We start from the raw sequence: 17648 nt of genomic DNA on the forward strand, positions 1-17648 counted from the left end.
GGTCCAGTCAATGACACTGCGAAATCAAGTGCTGATCTGGATCGGATCATTCGTCGTGCTGATCCTGTTGCTCTGGTTGTTCCGGGGCATCCTGCTGCCCTTCGTTGTCGGGGCCGCGCTGGCCTATCTGCTCAACCCGATCGTCAACCAACTGCAGAAATGGCACTTCAACCGCGCTTGGGCGACGGCGCTGGTGCTGGCTACGGTCGTGGCCATACTTCTGGGCCTGATATTCATGCTGGTGCCGCTCGTCGCGCAGCAGGTTGGCGGGCTGGTGCAGCGCCTGCCGGGCTATGCGGCCGAGTTGGAGGCATTGGCGCGTAAATGGGCGCCCGAACTCAATGCCTGGCTGGGACCTGAGCGCGCGGCGCAGGTGGAAGCGACCATGACCGACCTGATGGGTCGCATGGTGGGCCTTGTGGGTGTCCTCACCGGCGAAGTGCTTTCAAGCGGCGCGACACTGATCAGCGCCGTGGGTATCATCATCTTCACTCCGGTCGTGTGCTTTTATCTGCTGCTCGACTGGGAAGGCATGGTGCGTGGGTTGGAAAGCCTGCTGCCGCGCGACCACAAGGGCGAAATCCAGGGCATCCTGCGCGACATCGACAGCGCCATGGGTGGCGCCATTCGCGGGCAGGGCAGCGTAGTACTCATCCTGGCCGCCTTTTATGCGACCGCACTCAGCCTTGTGGGGCTGAACTTCGGCCTCGCGATCGGGCTGATTGGTGGCCTGTTCAGCTTCGTTCCGTTTGTGGGCTTCGCCATTGGCTTTGTGCTCTCGATGGGCATCGCCATCGTCCAATTCTGGCCTGACTGGTGGTTCATCGTTATCATCTTCATGATCTACATGGTCGGCCAGTTTGTTGAAGGCAACATTCTCTATCCCAAGCTTGTCGGCTCTACGATCAACATCAACCCGGTCTGGATGATGTTCGCGCTGCTCGCCCTGGGTGCTTTGTTTGGCTTTGTTGGCCTGCTGCTAGCCGTGCCGATGGCCGCGATCGGTAGCGTGCTGGTGCGCTATGGCGTGCGTAAATATCGTGAAAGCGCTCTCTACCAGGGCGAAGCAGGCAGCATCGATGGCGATGCCGATGTTGTCTGAGGACGACGAAATCCCCGATACCGGTGCGCAGCTGACACTGGATCTGGGGCATACGCCATCCCATGGCCTCGAGGACTTCCTGGTGGGGGACGGCAATGAACTGGCGCATGGCCGGATCATGAGCTTTCCCGATTGGGCCGACCCAATGACGCTGCTGGTCGGTCCAGCCAAGTCGGGCAAGTCACACCTGGCGCGCATCTTTGCCGAAAGGAGCGGGGCGGTGTTTGCCGGAGCCGATGATCTGGTGCGTCTCGCCAGCGCTGGCGGCCGGCAGCCGGTGATAGTCGAGGATGTCGACAGCCGCGGCTATCCTGAGGCCGCCTTGTTTCACCTCCTCAACCAGTCCTTACGCGACAGCCGCCCGCTTTTGCTGACGGCACGCGAGGGAGTCGCCCACTGGCCGCTGGCAACCGACGATGTCCGCTCCCGAGCGCGGCGTGCTGCGGCATTTACGCTGGAGTTGACCGATGACATCCAGCTGTCACAGATGTTGGTGAAACTGTTTGGTGACCGACAGATCGTGGTCGAGCCAAAGGTGATTTCCTTTATCGTGGCGCGCATGGAAAGATCGGCTGCCGAGGCCGTTAGTCTAGTGGAGTTGATGGATCGCCTGGCTCTCGCCAAGGGTACAGCCATCACCCGCAGCGTTGCTGCCGAGGCTCTCGATCGCCGGTTGGTGGCACAAGGCGCCGGGAGCGATGAATTGGACTGGGGTGGGCCGGAAGATGAATGAAATCGGTCAGATTGGGGAAGCAGACGCCGCCGTGCCGGAAGCCGAAGCTCTGCGCAAAAGCCCGGCCCGGTTCGTCAACCGCGAAGTCAGCTGGCTCCAGTTCAATATGCGCGTGCTTGAAGAGGCCGCCAACACCGCCCATCCGCTGCTGGAACGGCTGCGCTTCGTCTCCATTTCAGCCAACAACCTCGATGAATTCTTCATGGTCCGCGTTGCAGGTCTCAAGGGCCAGTTGCGGGCTGGCCTCGTCAAACAAAGCGCTGACGGTTTATCGCCGAGCGAACAGCTGGACGAGATTTCCACGTTGGCCCAGCACCTTCAGCTCGAACAGCAGGATCATTGGCAAAGCTTGCGCGAAGAGTTGTTCGCGCAGAACGTGGTAATCCATGAAACCAATGACCTGAGCAGCGAACAGGTCAATTATCTCGCCAAGCTGTTCCGCGAAGAGATCTTCCCGGTTCTGACCCCGATCGCGGTCGATCCGGCCCACCCGTTCCCGTTCATTCCCAATTTGGGCCTCGCGCTCGCCTTTGAGCTGCGGCGGCCCAACAGCGAAGTGCCGCTGACAGCCCTGGTGCGCATCCCCAGCAATCTTGATCGCTTCATCAACCTGCCTACAGGGCTGGTATCGGATGGGCGCAGCGAGGTCGTGACCATCGACACGCTGGTCAAGCTGTTCTTTCACAAGATGTTCCCTGGCCACGAAGTTGTCGGTTCCGGCGCCTTCAGGCTGGTGCGGGACAGCGAGATCGAAATCGACGACGAAGCGGCCGATCTGGTGGTTGAATTCGAGTCGGCGCTACGCCAACGCCGCCGCGGCCTGGTGATCCGGCTGGAAATCGAGCGAACCATGCCCCGCGCGCTCAAGCGCCAGATCAGCGAGCAACTCGGCGTCAAGGACAGCGAAATCTTTGAAGTTCAGGGGTTTCTTGGGCTCGCCGATGCTCGCAAGATTTGCGACATCAACCGCCCCGACCTTAAATTCACCCCTTATCTCGCGCGTTTTCCCGAGCGTATCCGCGACTACAACGGGGACAGCTTCGCCGCGATCCGCGCCAAGGACATCTTGGTCCACCACCCGTTCGAGAGCTTCGATGTGGTTGCGCAGTTCTTGATGCAGGCGGCGCGAGACCCCGAAGTGGTCGCCATCAAGCAGACTCTTTACCGGACCTCTGCCGATAGTCCGATCATCAAGGCATTGGTGATGGCGGCGGAAGCGGGCAAGTCGGTGACCTGCCTTGTGGAGTTGAAGGCGCGCTTTGATGAAGAGGCCAATATCCGCTGGGCGCGCGACCTGGAGCGGGCAGGGGCCCAGGTGGTGTTCGGCTTTATCGAGCTCAAGACCCACGCCAAAATGAGCCAGGTGGTGCGCCGTGAAAAGGGCAAGCTCGTCAGCTACTGCCATATCGGCACCGGCAACTACCATCCGATCACCGCCAAGGTTTACACCGACCTCAGCTATTTCACGATCGATCCTGCCGTGACGCGCGACGTGGCCCGGGTGTTCAACTTCATCACCGGTTACGCAAGGCCGACGGAACTGGAAACCATCGCGGTTTCGCCCGTCAATTTGCGGCAAACCTTGCTCGACAACATCAATCGGGAAGTGGAATTCGCGCAGGCGGGGCAGCCCGCGAGCATTCTGCTCAAGATGAACTCGCTGGTGGACCCCGAGATCATCGACGCGCTCTATGACGCAAGCCAGGCCGGGGTGAAGATCGATCTGGTCGTTCGCGGGATTTGTTGCTTACGGCCGGGCATCCCCGGTTTTTCGGAAAATATCCGGGTAAAATCGGTGGTTGGCCGCTTTCTCGAGCACAGCCGCATCTACTGCTTTGGCAATGGTGAAGCGATCCCGTCCTCGCGCGCCAAGGTCTATATTTCTTCGGCGGACCTGATGCAGCGCAACCTCGATGGCCGGGTCGAAGTCATGGTGCCGATCCTCAACCAGACGGTGCATAAGCAGATCGTCGACCGGATCCTCGTTGCCTATATGCGCGACAACCAGCAGAGCTGGGAAGTGCTGCCGGATGGCAGTTCGCACCGCATCCGCCTTGCAGAAGGCGAGGAACCGTTCAACGCGCACGACTATTTCATGACCAATCCATCGTTGTCGGGTCGCGGCACGGCGGGGCGGGAAGATGGCGACGAGGATTTTGATTGAACCAGTTTTGGGGCGTAGATGCCGATCCTACCGCTCAGGGGAGGATCAAGGGCGCTCGGCCGGTAGCAGTGCTCGACATCGGGTCCAACTCCGTACGACTCGTTGTTTATGAACGTCACGCCCGCGCCTTGACGCCGCTCTACAATGAAAAGGCCTCCTGCGCTCTCGGCCGTGGCATTGCCAAGTCGGGGCGCCTGGCTGACGCCAATGTCGCCCAGGCGTTGGAGGCAATCAAACGCTTTGCCCTGGTCACGCGCATGATGCGAGTTGGCAAGGTCTATGTGCTCGCAACATCTGCCGTGCGCGATGCGGCGAACCGGGAGGCATTCGTCACCGCCGTTGAAGCCATCATCGACAGTCCTGTGCAAGTACTGACGGGTGAGCAGGAAGCCCATTTCGCCGGCCTTGGTGTGGTCGCAGGCATTCCAGATTTTGACGGCATTGTAGGCGATCTGGGGGGCGGCAGCCTTGAGCTGTCGCGCATCATCGATGGCTCCGACCAGGAAGGCGAGTCGTTCGAGCTTGGCGTGATCCGCCTGCAAGACGACAGCGACGGCTCGCCCACCAAGGCGGCAGCTCTTGTCCGTGATCGCCTGAAGAAATCCGCGCTTGCCCAGCAGAAGCCCGGCGGGAGCTTTGCTGCCATTGGTGGCACCTGGCGAACGCTGGCCAAGCTGCATCAGGTCCAACGCGACTATCCCCTGCAGATGGTGCAGCACTACAAGGTGCCGGCGGACGACATGATCAAGCTGTGCACCGATATTGTCGAGCACGGCTCGCTCAAGCACTATCCAGGTGCCGAGAATGCCAGTTCCTCCCGCCGTGAGCTTGTGCCCTTTGGCGCAGCCGTGATCAGTGAAGTGCTAAAGGCCGGCCAATTTGGCGAGGTGGTGTTTTCGGCGCTGGGTGTCCGCGAGGGCTATCTATTTGGTATGCTCGACAATCGTGAGCGTGCGCTTGATCCGCTGATTCAAGGCGCCGAAGAGCTATCCGTGCTGCGGTCGAGGTCCCCGTCCCATGCCAATGACCTGATCGAGTTCACGGACCAGTTCTTCGCGGTAAGCGGCACCGTAGAGACCGAGACTGAAAAGCGATTACGGATCGTCTCGTGTCTTCTTGCCGATATCGGCTGGCGGGCTCATCCGGACTACCGGGGCTCGCAAAGCATAGATGCGGTGGCCTTTGGCGGTCTGACCGGTGTGGACCACCCTGGGCGGGCGTTCCTCGCCACGGTTATCGCGGTTCGTTATAACGGGCTCAAGACCAAGGGCATTACGCAGCCACTGCTTGGCTTGGCATCGCCCGAAGGCACCGCCCGGGCACGACTGATCGGAGCCTTGTTCCGGGTGGCTTACCCGATTACTGCCGCCATGCCGGGAATCCTGCAGCGCATCGGCCTGGCTGCCGACGGCAATGAATTGCAGCTGGTGTTGCCGCGCGACCTGGCCTTTCTGGATGCCGAACACCTGCGCAACCGCTTTGAGCAGTTTGTCGGCCTGACCGAGTTCAAGACCTCACGCGTGCGCGTCCAATAGCTATTCGGCGGCAGCAGCGCGCGGCCGCACCACGATTTCCCGCACGCCCTTGTTGGTTGCCACGAGGCCGATCCGCCCATGCTTGATGTCGAGCGCCTTTTCACCAAACAGCTTGCGCCGCCAACCCTTGAGGGCCGGCACATCGGCATCGTCGTCCAACACCAGGGCGTCGATCTCGTCTGAGGTGGCGATGATCCGCGCGGCGACGCCGTGCTCGTCGGCCACTGATTTCAGCAGCACCCTGATCAGATCGCCCACAGCGCCTTTAGGGGAGGGGCCCCGGTAGCGTTCGGCCACAGCAGGCAGCTCTGCCTTGGGCAGAGCTTCGACTTCCTTGAGCAACGCCATCAATTCAGCTGCGGTGGCGCTCCGGCCAAACCCGCGTGGGACCGTGCGCAGCTTCTCAAACGCGTCTGGCGTCAGTGGACGCTGCATGGCCAGATCAAACAGCATATCGTCCTTGAGCACACGGCTGCGTGGCTGGTCGCTATCCTGCGCCCGGCGTTCCCGCCACGCCGCCAGGCGCTGCAACGCAGCGAGGTCGCGCGGTCGGTTGATCTTCATCTTGAGCCGTTCCCAGGCCTGCTCAGGCTGAACGACATAGGTGTCGATGCTGCGCAGCACCCCGAGTTCGTCCTCGACCCAGTCCCAGCGGCCAGTGGCATCAACCTGCTTGCGCAACTCGCGATAAACGTCACGCAGATGTGTCACATCGGCGAGCGCGTAAACCTGTTGTTTCTCGCTCAGAGGACGCGCTGCCCAGTCGGTGAAGCGGGAAGACTTGTCCAATTCGATATTGGTGATCGAGCGCACCAGGTTGTCATAGGACACCGAGTCGCCAAAGCCGCAGACGCTGGCCGCAATCTGCGTGTCGAAAATGTTGTTGGGGACCTTGCCGGTCAGCTTGACGAAAATCTCAATGTCTTGCCGGGCAGCATGGAACACCTTGATAACGTCGGGGTTGGCCAACAGCTCGAAAAAAGGAGACAGATCAAGGTCAGCCGCCAGTGGATCGATCAATACCGCTTCATCGTCCGTAGCGGCCTGAATAAGGCACAGCTTGGGCCAGTAAGTAGTCTCTCGGAGGAACTCGGTGTCAACAGTGACGAAATCGAACTTGGCGGCCCGCTCGCAAAAAGCGGCCAGCACGCCTGTGGAAACTACAAGGTTCATACCGAGGTCCGTCTTGAAATAGTCACGATTGTTTCTAGCAGGTGAGCCTAGCCCACTCCATACCTGAATGCGACCGCAGAGTTCTCCCCGCGAAGCCATCCGCGGAACGGCGGGCGGTGCTTCTTGACATCGAACCGCGCCCATGCGCTTTTCCCCCCAATTTCCGGCCAGTTTTTCAGAGTTTGCTATGACCACACATCGCTATCGTTCGCACAATTGCGGTGCCCTGACTGCGCAACAGGCCGGCGACACGGTGCGCCTGAGCGGGTGGGTGCATCGGGTGCGTGATCACGGCGGCTTGCTGTTTATCGATCTGCGCGACCATTACGGCCTGACCCAATGTGTCATCGATCCTGATTCTCCAGCCTTTGCCGACGCGGAGAAGGTCCGCGCAGAGTGGGTGATCCGGATTGACGGGGAAGTTAAGTTGCGCGACGGCGCAGCCGTGAACCCGAATCTGCCCACGGGCGATATCGAGGTGTTCATCCGCGAGATTGAAGTGCTTTCCGCCGCGCGCGAACTGCCGCTGCCGGTCTTTGGCGAACCCGACTATCCAGAAGATGTTCGGCTGCGCTATCGCTTCATCGATCTGCGCCGTGAAACCTTGCACGCCAATATCGTCAAGCGCACCAAGGTGATCTCCTATATGCGCCGCACCATGGAGGGGATCGGCTTCACCGAGTTCTCGACCCCCATCCTGACAGCCTCCTCGCCCGAGGGCGCGCGCGATTTCCTGGTGCCGAGCCGCATTCACCCCGGCAAGTTCTTCGCCTTGCCCCAGGCGCCCCAGCAGTACAAGCAGCTGCTGATGGTGGCCGGCTTTGATCGCTACTTCCAGATCGCGCCTTGCTTCCGCGACGAGGATCCGCGCGCGGATCGCTTACCCGGCGAGTTCTATCAGCTCGACCTCGAGATGAGCTTTGTGACCCAGGAAGATGTCTGGGACACGATGGAGCCCGTGCTGCGCGGCATCTTCACCGAGTTTGCTGACGGCAAGCGCGTGACTGAGAAATTCCCCCGCATCCCCTATGATGTGGCGCTGCGCAAATACGGCTCCGACAAGCCCGATCTGCGCAACCCCATTGAGATGCAGTCCGTCACCGAGCACTTCGCCGGATCGGGCTTCAAGGTCTTTGCCGGCCAGATCGAAGCCGATCCCCAGGTTGAGGTCTGGGCCATCCCGGCGCCGACCGGCGGCTCGCGCGCGTTTTGCGATCGCATGAACGCCTGGGCACAAAGCCAGGGTCAGCCCGGTTTGGGCTACATCTTCTTCAAGGACGGTCAGGGCTCGGGTCCGGTGGCTAAGAATATCGGCGAGGAACGCACAGCGGCTATCCGGACCCAGCTTGGCCTTGCGGACGGCGACGCCGTGTTCTTTGTGCTGGGTCGCCCCGAGAAGATGTATCGCTTTGCTGGCGAAGCGCGCACGCGGGTCGGCACCGAGCTCAACCTCGTTGACACTGAGCAGTTTGCCCTGTGCTGGATTGTGGACTTTCCGTTCTATGAATGGAGCGAGGAAGAAAAGAAGCTCGACTTCGCCCACAACCCCTTCTCCATGCCACAGGGGGGGCTCGAAGGGCTTAACGGGCCCGATCCGTTGTCGCTCAAGGCTTACCAGTATGATGCGGTCTGCAACGGTTATGAAATCGCGTCCGGCTCCATCCGGAACCAGGAACCGGAAACTATGGTCAAGGCCTTCGAGCTGGTGGGACTTTCGCGCCAGGACGTTGAAGATCGCTTTGGCGGGCTGTATCGCGCCTTCCAGTATGGTGCGCCGCCCCACGGTGGCATGGCCGCCGGCGTAGACCGGATCGTGATGCTGATCTGCGGCGCGCAGAACCTGCGCGAGATCACCGCGTTCCCGATGAACCAGCAGGCTGAAGATCTGCTGATGAGCGCGCCAAGCCCAGCTTCGGCCAAGCAGCTGCGCGAGCTCGGCATCCGTCTCAACGTGCAGGAAAAATAAAGACATTCCCCGGGCAGTCGCAAGACTGCCCGGCTATCGGCGCTGGACTTAAGTAGCCATTAAGCGCGGCTTGATATTCAAGGCTCTCCAGTTTGGGCCGGGCGCGCCTTGAGAACCAAATACCCCCATATACTCATGTTGCTTGGTGCGATGCTGGCCTTTGTGCCCATCGCAGCGGTGGACCATCTGCTGGATGCCTATGTCCGGGTGAAAGAGACCGACATAGCGGGCCGTTCCGTTGCGGCGGTGACCCGCTCCATCGAGACCGGGGTAGCCGACGCACTCGCTAGTCTCGATCGCATTTCTGCGGAAAACCGCTCGACCTGCACCCCGACTTTCCTGGCCAGCATCGAGCGCGCCATTGAAGCAAGCTTCAGCCTTAAGCAGGTGCTGGTCGAGAACAGCGACGCGGTTCAGTACTGCGCGGCCTTCGGTCGGACCGTCCGCTATTCGCCCTTGTCCGCAGCCCTACCGACAGGCGAGGAGGGCGAAACCATACGCGTGGTGAGCATGGGCGATATTGCCCTGCCGGCCCTCCAGATCAGCCGTTCTTCCGGGTCCGAGCGCATCGTCTCGGTCTTTGTGCCGTTGATCGGAGCGACCACTGAAGGGCTCGAACGCGCCATTCCTGCCGGCGGCATGATCCGGGTCCTGCTGGCTGATGGTAACCCCGTTGCGACCATCGGTGATCCCAAGCCGTTCGAGAGGCGCGCATCCGCTGACCAGTTCATCTTCAGCCAGGGGTTTGCCGGCCAATTGCCGATCAAGGTTGAGTCGGCAGTGCCGTTCGCGACCGTGCGGGCGGGTTATGCCGATCTGGATGTCAGCTTCACCGTCATTGCCTGCCTGATGAGCGCGGCCTTCTTGATCCTCGCCATCCACTCGGTGCGGCATTCGCGCGTATCGGGCTTCGAGCTTGAGCGGGCAATCGCGCGAGGCGAAATGCGGCCATGTTACCAGCCGGTGATCAATTTGCGGACCGGCGAGCTGGTCGGCTGCGAGGTGCTGTGCCGCTGGCAAAAGCGCAGCGGAGAGATCGTTTCCCCTGGCGCCTTCATCGATTATGCCGAATCATCGGGCTTGGCCATTCCCATGACCTTGTCGCTGATGCAGCAGGTCAAATACGACCTCGGGGAGCTTTGCACCCTCATGCCCGAGCTCAAGATCTCCATCAATCTGTTTGAAGGACATTTCCGCGACGGCTCCATCGTTGAAGATGTCCAAGCGATTTTTGGGGGATCAGCCGTCGATTTCCGGCAATTGGTGTTCGAAATCACTGAGCGCAAACCACTGGGCAATTCCCAGCAGGCCCATAGCGTTATTGCTGGGCTGCATGCCCTTGGCGCTCGCCTGGCTATGGACGACGCCGGCACCGGACACTCCAATCTGGCTTATCTGCAGACGCTGGGCGTCGATGTCATCAAAATCGACCGCGTCTTCATCGACATGATCAAACCCGGAACCACCAATGTGCCCGTGCTGGACGGCCTGATCGCCATGGCTCGCGACCTTGAGTGCGAGATTGTGGCTGAGGGCGTCGAGACGGAGGCCCAGGCCCTCTACCTTCGCGCCCACGGCGTGCTGCAGGCGCAGGGTTTCATCTTTTCGCCAGCCCTGCGCGCCGAAGCATTCAAGGAACTCGCCCTTGCCCTGCACCAGGCGACCATCCCGCCAAGCAGGACTGCCGGCCTCGTTGCCGACGCCGCATAGGAGCCTTAAGCGCAATCGAGGTCATTCGCCCTTTTCAACTGCGCTGAATGGTGGCACGAACGCGCCAGCCGGCCCGATGGCCGGGAATCCACCTCGGAGGAGACGGGATTGTCGACGGACATCAACGAGCAGCGTCGCGCCTTGCGCGAAGCGGCACTTCACTTCCACGAATATCCCAAGCCGGGCAAGCTTGAGATTCAGCCCACCAAGCCCCTAGGCAACCAGCGCGATCTGGCACTCGCTTATTCTCCTGGCGTTGCGGCGCCTTGCGAGGAAATCGCGCAGAACCCCGACGCGGTCTCGCGCTATACCTCCCGGCAGAACCTCGTGGCGGTGATTTCCAACGGCACAGCAGTGCTGGGCCTGGGCAATATCGGCGCACTCGCTTCCAAGCCGGTGATGGAAGGCAAGGCGGTCCTGTTCAAAAAGTTCGCCGGCATCGACGTCTTTGACCTCGAGATCGACGAGATCAATCCGGGCAAGTTCATCGAGGCGGTGGCGCCGCTGTGGCCCACCTTTGGTGGCATCAACCTCGAAGACATCCGCGCGCCCGATTGCTTTGAGATCGAGGAAACCCTGCGCGAGCGCATGCCCATTCCGGTGTTCCACGACGACCAGCACGGCACTGCCATCATTGTGGGTGCTGCGGTGCTCAACGGCCTTGAACTGGCTGGCAAGCGCATCGAGGACGTCAAGATCTGCACCTCGGGGGCAGGGGCCGCGGCCATTGCCTGCCTCAATGTGCTGGTGGCGCTCGGCGCCAAGCACGAGAACATCTGGGTTGCGGACAAGGACGGCCTCGTCACCCACAAGCGCAACGACGTCAACGACAAGTGGCGCGGTCAATTCCGGCGCGTCAGCGACGCCACAAGCCTGGCTGAAGTCATCGACGGCGCCGACGTGTTCCTGGGGCTCTCCGCCGCTGGGGCGCTTCGCCCAGAGATGCTCGAGAAGATGGCGCCCAAGCCCTTGATCCTGGCGCTGGCTAATCCCAATCCCGAGATCATGCCCGAGGTGGCAAAAGCTACGCGTCCCGATGCTATGGTCTGCACCGGCCGGTCGGACTACCCCAACCAAGTCAACAACGTGCTGTGCTTCCCGTTCATCTTCCGGGGTGCGCTGGACGTGGGCGCGACAACCATCAACGAGGAAATGAAGCTTGCGGCGGTGCGTGCCATTGCCAAGCTCGCCCATGAGCCGGGGCTCGAAGTATCGCCTTCGGGTGCGCCGGCCGTGTATGGTCCCGAGCACATTATTCCCAACCCATTCGATCAGCGCCTGATCCTGCGCATTGCCCCGGCTGTCGCGCGCGCCGCAATGGATTCGGGCGTGGCCAAGCGGCCTATCGAAGACTTTGGAGCTTATCGCGATAGCCTCAATCGCTTTGTGTTCCGCTCTGGCCTCGTAATGAAGCCGATCATTGATCGAGCCCAGGGCCAGAACAAACGCATTGCTTTTGCCGACGGCGAGGACGAACGCGTTTTGCGGGCTACCCAGGTGCTGCTGGAAGACCGGATCGCGCGCCCCATCCTGATCGGGCGCCCGGCCGTGATCGAAGCACGCATCGAGCGCTTTGGCCTCAATCTTCGACCCGGGGACGACTTCGAGGTGATCAACCCCGAAGACGATCCGCGGTATCGCGACTATGTCTCGCTCTTCCATTCGCTGGTGGGTCGCGACGGGGTGACGCCGGACACCGCCCGTCAGGTGGTGCGCACCAACACCACGGTGATCGGGGCACTGGCAGTCCAGCGGGGCGAGGCGGACGCACTGATCTGCGGTTTGCAAGGCCGGTTCATCAAGCATGTCCGCGATATCCGTTCAGTGATTGGCCTGCAGGACGGGGTGAGCGATGTTTCGGCTCTCTCCATGCTGATCATGCCACGCGGCGCATTCTTCCTGGCTGACACCTATGTCAACATGGACCCAACACCTGACGAGATCGTGGGGATTGCTCTCCAGGCTCGCAATCACCTCAAGCGCTTTAATATCGAAGCGCGAGTAGCGCTGCTCAGCTATTCGAACTTCGGCTCGCGTGACGGCGACAGCGCCTTCAAAATGCGGGCGGCTTACCAGAAGCTCAAGGCGGTCGCGCCCGAGATGATCGTTGAAGGCGAAATGCAGGGGGACCTGGCGCTCAATGAGGAGCTGCGCGAACGGTATATCCCGGACACAATCCTGCGCGGCGAAGCCAACCTCTTGATCTTCCCCAATCTCGACGCCGCCAATCTGTCGATGACGCTGCTCAAGGAAATGAACAATGCGCTTTCCGTTGGACCCATCCTGATGGGGCCCAAGGCGCCGGCCCATATTCTGGCGCCTTCGACCACCAGCCGCGGTATCGTGAACATGGCCGCGATCGCGGCGACCGAGGCGATTGGGATGACGGAATCGGATCAGTAGTTCCGCCGTTGAAACAAGTCAGCGGTGAAGATTGTAGGCCGACGGTTAGCGAGGGGGCGAGGTGCTCCCCTCGCTGGCCCATCGCGCCTTGGAATTGCACCGGCATCGCAACCTGTCATTAAGCCCTGCTGGCGCATGATCGTGCCGTTCAACAGCAGCTGGCCCTTATGCCGACTCGTCTCAAGCGACCCCCATTCTGGCGCCCACTTGGCCTGACCGCAGCTTTGCTCGCGTTCCAGGGCTATTTGGGCTTTTCTGCCATTGGCGGGCAGTTCGGCATCGAAAGCCGCGCGCAGATCTTGGCCGACATCGACGTCCTGAAGAACACATCCTCCGCTTTGCAGGCTGAGATCGACGCCTATAAGCACCGCGGGACCCTCATGGACACGCGCCGCCTGGACCCAGACCTAGTGACTGAGCGCGCCCGTGCTATGCTGAACATGGCGAACGAAGCGGACATCATCGTGATGGTCGATCCGCGCACAGGTAAACCACTATCCGGTTCATTCGACGAAATAACCGCGGATAGGTTAAACGGAATTTTGAACGCAGAAACAACCCTGTAGCCTGCGCTGAGGGCGACCCGGCGGGCTTGCCGTAGCGTGGCGGCTTGCGTTAACTTGCGGTTCTGTGGCCAACTTGGCCTAGCGTGTTTTTCCCCTCATAGCGGAGCGCTTGATATGGCGCGTAAGGGTGTAGCCGGCATGGCAACGACGCAATCCAATGTTCCCCAGTTCAGCGCAGAACAGGAGCTCGAGGCCTTCCGCGAGATGCTGTTGATCCGGCGTTTCGAGGAAAAGGCCGGCCAGATGTATGGCATGGGCCTGATCGGCGGCTTCTGCCACCTTTATATCGGCCAGGAGGCGGTCGTCACTGGCGTAACCATGGCCAGCGAAAAGGGCAAGGACGCGCAGATCACCGGCTATCGTGATCACGGCCACATGCTGGTCATGGGGCTGGACCCCAAGGGTGTCATGGCCGAGCTCACCGGGCGCCGCGGCGGCTTGTCAAAGGGCAAGGGCGGCTCGATGCACATGTTCTCCAACGAGCACCGCTTTTACGGCGGCAACGGTATCGTGGGCGCCCAGGTGTCACTGGGTGCTGGCCTGGCATTTGCTGCCAAGTACCGGGGCGATAATTCGGTGAGCCTTGCCTATTTCGGCGACGGCGCCGCCAATCAGGGTCAGGTTTATGAGAGCTTCAATATGGCCAAGCTCTGGAACCTGCCGGTGGTGTTCATCATCGAGAACAACAAATACGCAATGGGCACCTCACTCGAACGGGCTGCCGCCACCACGAACCTTTCCAAGCGCGGCCTGAGCTTCGACATCCCCGGCGAGCAGGTGGATGGCATGGATGTGCGGCTGGTTTACGATGCAGCCAAGCGCGCCATCGAGCATGCCCGCTCGGGGAAGGGGCCCTACATCCTCGAAATGCTGACCTACCGCTATCGCGGCCACTCGATGTCGGATCCCGCGAAGTACCGCAGCAAGGACGAGGTCACCAAGTATCGCCAGGAGCGTGATCCCATCGAGCAGGTCCGTGCTCGCCTGCTGGAAGGCGGTTTGGCCACCGAAGAAACGCTCAAGACGCTGGAAAGCGAAATTCGCGCCATCGTCAGCGAGGCCGCCGATTTTGCGACCAATGATCCCGAGCCGGATGCCGCCGAGCTCTGGACCGACGTCACCGTTTCGGCCTGAGGCTCGAATGAGCATCCTTCTGGGCGTTGTTGCCTTGTTTGCGCTGCTGACACTGATCGTTGCAGTGGTGCAGGCAATGGCAATGGTGCGGCTCGCCGCCCAGCCCGGCCTGGCGTCACTGTTCCCATTCGGATGGTGGAAGTTCAGTGCGCTGGAAGTGCGTGGCGGGGCCCGAGCCCTGCCGCATCTACGGGTGTATAAGCGTGCCGTGATTGCCTTTTTGGTCTTTGTTGTTCTGGGCTTGATGCTGAGTGGTTGGGCGGCGAACACACGCGCTGTCCCCACCGGAATAGCTGCCCTGTCTTTTTCCCTTGCCAGCCTGCCGGCCATTGGGCCCGCTGCGCTTTCGCTGGAGAGCTAAATGCCTCAAATTCTCATGCCTGCACTTTCTCCGACCATGGAAGAAGGCAAGCTTTCCAAGTGGCTCGTGAAGGTCGGCGACAAAGTCTCGCCCGGCGACGTTCTGGCCGAAATCGAGACCGACAAGGCGACCATGGAAGTGGAAGCTGTTGATAGCGGCACCGTTCAGTCGCTGATGATCGAGGAAGGCACTGAAGGCGTTAAGGTCAACACGCCCATTGCCCTGGTGCTGGGCGAAGACGAAGAACTTGGCGAAGCCAAGGAAAACGCTGCCCAGGCTTCATCGTCCGATCCTCAGGGCCAGTCACCCGTTGCCGAGACCACCTCGGTTCCGGCTGAAGCCAAAGCACCAGGCGCTGCCGAAGCACCCAAGTTTGCCGCTCAGAGCGATCCCGACCTGCCTGAAGGCGTTGAGATGGTTGAGATGACGGTCCGCCAGGCACTCAACGAGGCCATGGCCGAGGAGCTGCGGCGCGACAAGGACGTCTTCATCATTGGCGAGGAAGTCGCCCAGTACCAGGGTGCCTACAAAATCACCCAGAACCTGCTCGAAGAGTTCGGTCCCGAGCGCGTCGTTGACACGCCGATCACCGAGCACGGGTTTGCTGGGCTGGCAGTCGGCGCCGCTTTCGCCGGCCTCAAGCCGATTGTCGAGTTCATGACCTTCAACTTCGCCATGCAGGCGATTGACCAGATCATCAACTCCGCCGCCAAGCAGCTTTATATGTCGGGCGGCCAGGTTAATGCGCCCATGGTGTTCCGCGGCCCCAATGGTCCGGCAGCGCGCGTGGGCGCCCAGCACAGCCAGGACTTTTCGGCATGGTACAGCCATGTTCCGGGCCTGACCGTCGTGGCGCCCTATAGTGCCGCCGATGCCAAAGGTCTGCTCAAGTCCGCGATCCGCTCGCCCAATCCCGTGATCTTCCTCGAGAACGAGATTCTCTACGGCTCGAGCGGCCTTGTGCCCAAGATAGACGATTTCCTGCTGCCCATCGGCAAGGCCCGCATCGCCCGCAAGGGTGCTGATGTGACCATCGTGTCCTTCTCCATGGGCATGCGCTACGCCACGCAGGCAACTGAGAAGCTGGTCGCCGCTGGCGTTGATGTGGAACTGATCGACCTGCGTACGCTGCGCCCGATGGATAGCGATACAGTTATTGAATCGGTCAAGAAGACCGGTCGCCTCGTGACTGTGGAAGAAGGCTGGCCGCAGGGCGGCATTGGTGCCGAGTTGTCGGCGCGGGTGATGGAACAGGCATTCGACTACCTTGATGCGCCGGTGGTGCGCGTGACGGGCAAGGACGTGCCGATGCCTTATGCCGCCAACCTTGAGAAGCTGGCGCTGCCCAATGTCGATGAAGTGATCGCGGCTGTTAATGCCGTGACCTACCGCTCCTAAGGAGAGTTCCGATGCCGATCGATATCACCATGCCGGCGCTCTCTCCCACGATGGAAGAGGGCAAGCTTGCCAAATGGCACGTCAAGGAAGGCGACACCGTTTCCTCCGGTGACGTGATCGCCGAAATCGAGACCGACAAGGCCACCATGGAAGTGGAGGCCGTGGACGAGGGCAAGATCGGCAAGATCCTTGTGGCCGAAGGCACCGACGGCGTGAAGGTCAATGCCGTTATAGCCGTGCTGCTGCAGGAAGGCGAAAGCGCCGATGCTACATCCGCTCCCGCTCCTGCTGCACCGCCGAAAGCGGAAGCACCACCTGCTGCCGAGGAGCCGGCCAAGGGCGATGCCGGCACGCTGATGTATGACAAGGGCACTTCGACGACTTCGACGGCACCGGTGGACGCTCAGCCGCAGGCGCCGGCGCCAGCAACAGCGGCACCCTCGGCCAGCAACGGCAATGGTAAGGTATTCGCGTCGCCGCTTGCCCGGCGCCTGGCGCGTGAAAGCGGCATTGATCTCGCGACTGTTGCGGGCTCCGGCCCCAAGGGCCGCGTGATCAAGGCCGATATCGAAGCGCTTCGCTCCGGCAAAACTCAGCCCAAGACGGCTCCGGCCGCCGCTGCAGCACCGGCATCGACCGCTGGCGCCGCCGCTCCCGCAGGCCTCAGCAAGAGCCAGGTCATGGCCATGTACGAGGAAGGCAGCTACGAGATCGTGCCGAACGACGGCATGCGCAAGGTGGTGGCCCAGCGCCTCACCGAGTCCAAGCAGACCATTCCGCACTTCTACCTGACGCTTGATTGCCGGATCGACGCACTGATGGAAGCGCGCGAGCAGATCAATGCCGGTGCGCCAAAATCAAAGGACGGCAAGCCCGAGTTCAAGCTTTCTGTCAATGACTTCGTGATGAAGGCTTGGGCCTTGGCCCTGCAGCGCGTGCCAGCGGCAAACGCCACCTGGGCGGGCGACTCCATTCTCTATCACAAGCGCTCCGACGTTGCGGTCGCCGTGGCGGTGCCCGGCGGGCTGTTCACGCCAGTCGTTAAGTCAGCCGACACCAAGTCGCTCCGTCAGATCTCCGAGGAGGTCAAGGATCTCGCGACGCGAGCCCGCAACAAGAAGCTGGCCCCGCATGAGTATCAGGGCGGCGCCACTTCGGTGTCCAATATGGGCATGTACGGCATCAAGCACTTCGCGGCGGTGATCAACCCGCCCCATGGCACGATCCTGGCGGTTGGTGCCGGTGAAGAGCGCGTTTATGCCGAAAAGGGTCAGGTCAAGACCGGCCAGTTCATGACGGTTACGCTCTCCTGCGATCACCGCGCCGTCGACGGTGCCCTGGGCGCAGAACTCCTGGGCGTGTTCAAGGGCCTGATCGAAACTCCCTTGATGATGCTGGCGTGA

The 17648-nt window shown here is 61.2% G+C and carries 13 protein-coding genes; 12 read left to right on the forward strand and 1 reads right to left on the reverse strand.

What is annotated here, in order from left to right; all coding sequences use genetic code 11:
* Positions 1-10: 10 nt before the first annotated feature.
* From AC3YOG_RS19570 to AC3YOG_RS19585, 4 genes are read left to right on the forward strand one after another with little or no spacing between them, the layout of a single operon-like run.
* Positions 11-1102: an AI-2E family transporter gene (locus AC3YOG_RS19570; protein WP_127753159.1), complete on the forward strand. Its 1092-nt coding sequence runs from the start codon at positions 11-13 to the stop codon at positions 1100-1102.
* On the forward strand, positions 1086-1835 hold the full coding sequence (locus AC3YOG_RS19575) for a P-loop NTPase family protein (RefSeq protein ID WP_489936308.1): 750 nt from the start codon (positions 1086-1088) through the stop codon (positions 1833-1835). Before AC3YOG_RS19570 ends, AC3YOG_RS19575 begins: the two co-directional genes overlap by 17 nt.
* Positions 1828-3999, forward strand: a complete 2172-nt coding sequence (locus AC3YOG_RS19580) for an RNA degradosome polyphosphate kinase (protein WP_489936309.1) — start codon at positions 1828-1830, stop codon at positions 3997-3999. The genes AC3YOG_RS19575 and AC3YOG_RS19580 overlap by 8 nt, the downstream gene beginning before the upstream one ends.
* Positions 3996-5534: a Ppx/GppA phosphatase family protein gene (locus AC3YOG_RS19585; RefSeq protein WP_489936310.1), complete on the forward strand. Its 1539-nt coding sequence runs from the start codon at positions 3996-3998 to the stop codon at positions 5532-5534. Before AC3YOG_RS19580 ends, AC3YOG_RS19585 begins: the two co-directional genes overlap by 4 nt.
* Here AC3YOG_RS19585 and rnd read toward each other — a convergent pair whose 3' ends face one another.
* Positions 5535-6707 carry a ribonuclease D gene (rnd, locus tag AC3YOG_RS19590; protein WP_489936311.1) on the reverse strand — a complete coding sequence of 391 codons (1173 nt, stop codon included), beginning with the start codon at positions 6705-6707 and terminating at the stop codon, positions 5535-5537. It lies immediately after the preceding gene.
* A gap of 187 nt (positions 6708-6894) precedes the next feature.
* Between rnd and aspS the strand changes: the two genes are divergently transcribed.
* From aspS to AC3YOG_RS19630, 8 genes are all read left to right on the forward strand, one after another.
* A complete protein-coding gene (aspS, locus tag AC3YOG_RS19595; RefSeq protein WP_489936312.1) occupies positions 6895-8673 on the forward strand; it encodes an aspartate--tRNA ligase in 1779 nt (592 codons plus the stop codon).
* Between the two features lie 108 nt (positions 8674-8781).
* Positions 8782-10383, forward strand: a complete 1602-nt coding sequence (locus tag AC3YOG_RS19600; RefSeq protein WP_489936313.1) for an EAL domain-containing protein — start codon at positions 8782-8784, stop codon at positions 10381-10383.
* 108 nt (positions 10384-10491) lie between these two features.
* Positions 10492-12786 carry an NADP-dependent malic enzyme gene (locus AC3YOG_RS19605; protein ID WP_282567575.1) on the forward strand — a complete coding sequence of 765 codons (2295 nt, stop codon included), beginning with the start codon at positions 10492-10494 and terminating at the stop codon, positions 12784-12786.
* Positions 12787-12953: 167 nt separating this feature from the next.
* On the forward strand, positions 12954-13352 hold the full coding sequence (locus tag AC3YOG_RS19610; protein ID WP_489936314.1) for an FtsB family cell division protein: 399 nt from the start codon (positions 12954-12956) through the stop codon (positions 13350-13352).
* 138 nt (positions 13353-13490) lie between these two features.
* Positions 13491-14486, forward strand: a complete 996-nt coding sequence (gene pdhA / locus AC3YOG_RS19615; RefSeq protein ID WP_248305332.1) for a pyruvate dehydrogenase (acetyl-transferring) E1 component subunit alpha — start codon at positions 13491-13493, stop codon at positions 14484-14486.
* 7 nt (positions 14487-14493) lie between these two features.
* The gene (locus AC3YOG_RS19620; protein WP_489891141.1) at positions 14494-14847 is read left to right on the forward strand and encodes a hypothetical protein; all 354 of its coding nucleotides are present in this window, start codon (positions 14494-14496) and stop codon (positions 14845-14847) included.
* Between the two features lie 36 nt (positions 14848-14883).
* Positions 14884-16245, forward strand: a complete 1362-nt coding sequence (locus AC3YOG_RS19625) for a pyruvate dehydrogenase complex E1 component subunit beta (protein WP_489936355.1) — start codon at positions 14884-14886, stop codon at positions 16243-16245.
* Positions 16246-16256: 11 nt separating this feature from the next.
* Positions 16257-17648 carry a pyruvate dehydrogenase complex dihydrolipoamide acetyltransferase gene (locus AC3YOG_RS19630; RefSeq protein ID WP_489936315.1) on the forward strand — a complete coding sequence of 464 codons (1392 nt, stop codon included), beginning with the start codon at positions 16257-16259 and terminating at the stop codon, positions 17646-17648.

The organism is Devosia sp. Z6_126 (assembly GCF_058133495.1).

Bases quoted from the DNA above. Each gene is read 5' to 3' on its own strand.
- pdhA (WP_248305332.1), top strand. From the start codon at position 13,491: ATGGCAACGACGCAATCCAATGTTCCCCAGTTCAGCGCAGAACAGGAG.
- AC3YOG_RS19610 (WP_489936314.1), top strand. From the start codon at position 12,954: ATGCCGACTCGTCTCAAGCGACCCCCATTCTGGCGCCCACTTGGCCTG.
- AC3YOG_RS19575 (WP_489936308.1), top strand. From the start codon at position 1,086: ATGCCGATGTTGTCTGAGGACGACGAAATCCCCGATACCGGTGCGCAG.
- AC3YOG_RS19570 (WP_127753159.1), top strand. From the start codon at position 11: ATGACACTGCGAAATCAAGTGCTGATCTGGATCGGATCATTCGTCGTG.
- rnd (WP_489936311.1), bottom strand. From the start codon at position 6,707: ATGAACCTTGTAGTTTCCACAGGCGTGCTGGCCGCTTTTTGCGAGCGG.
- AC3YOG_RS19620 (WP_489891141.1), top strand. From the start codon at position 14,494: ATGAGCATCCTTCTGGGCGTTGTTGCCTTGTTTGCGCTGCTGACACTG.
- AC3YOG_RS19580 (WP_489936309.1), top strand. From the start codon at position 1,828: ATGAATGAAATCGGTCAGATTGGGGAAGCAGACGCCGCCGTGCCGGAA.
- aspS (WP_489936312.1), top strand. From the start codon at position 6,895: ATGACCACACATCGCTATCGTTCGCACAATTGCGGTGCCCTGACTGCG.
- AC3YOG_RS19625 (WP_489936355.1), top strand. From the start codon at position 14,884: ATGGAAGAAGGCAAGCTTTCCAAGTGGCTCGTGAAGGTCGGCGACAAA.
- AC3YOG_RS19630 (WP_489936315.1), top strand. From the start codon at position 16,257: ATGCCGATCGATATCACCATGCCGGCGCTCTCTCCCACGATGGAAGAG.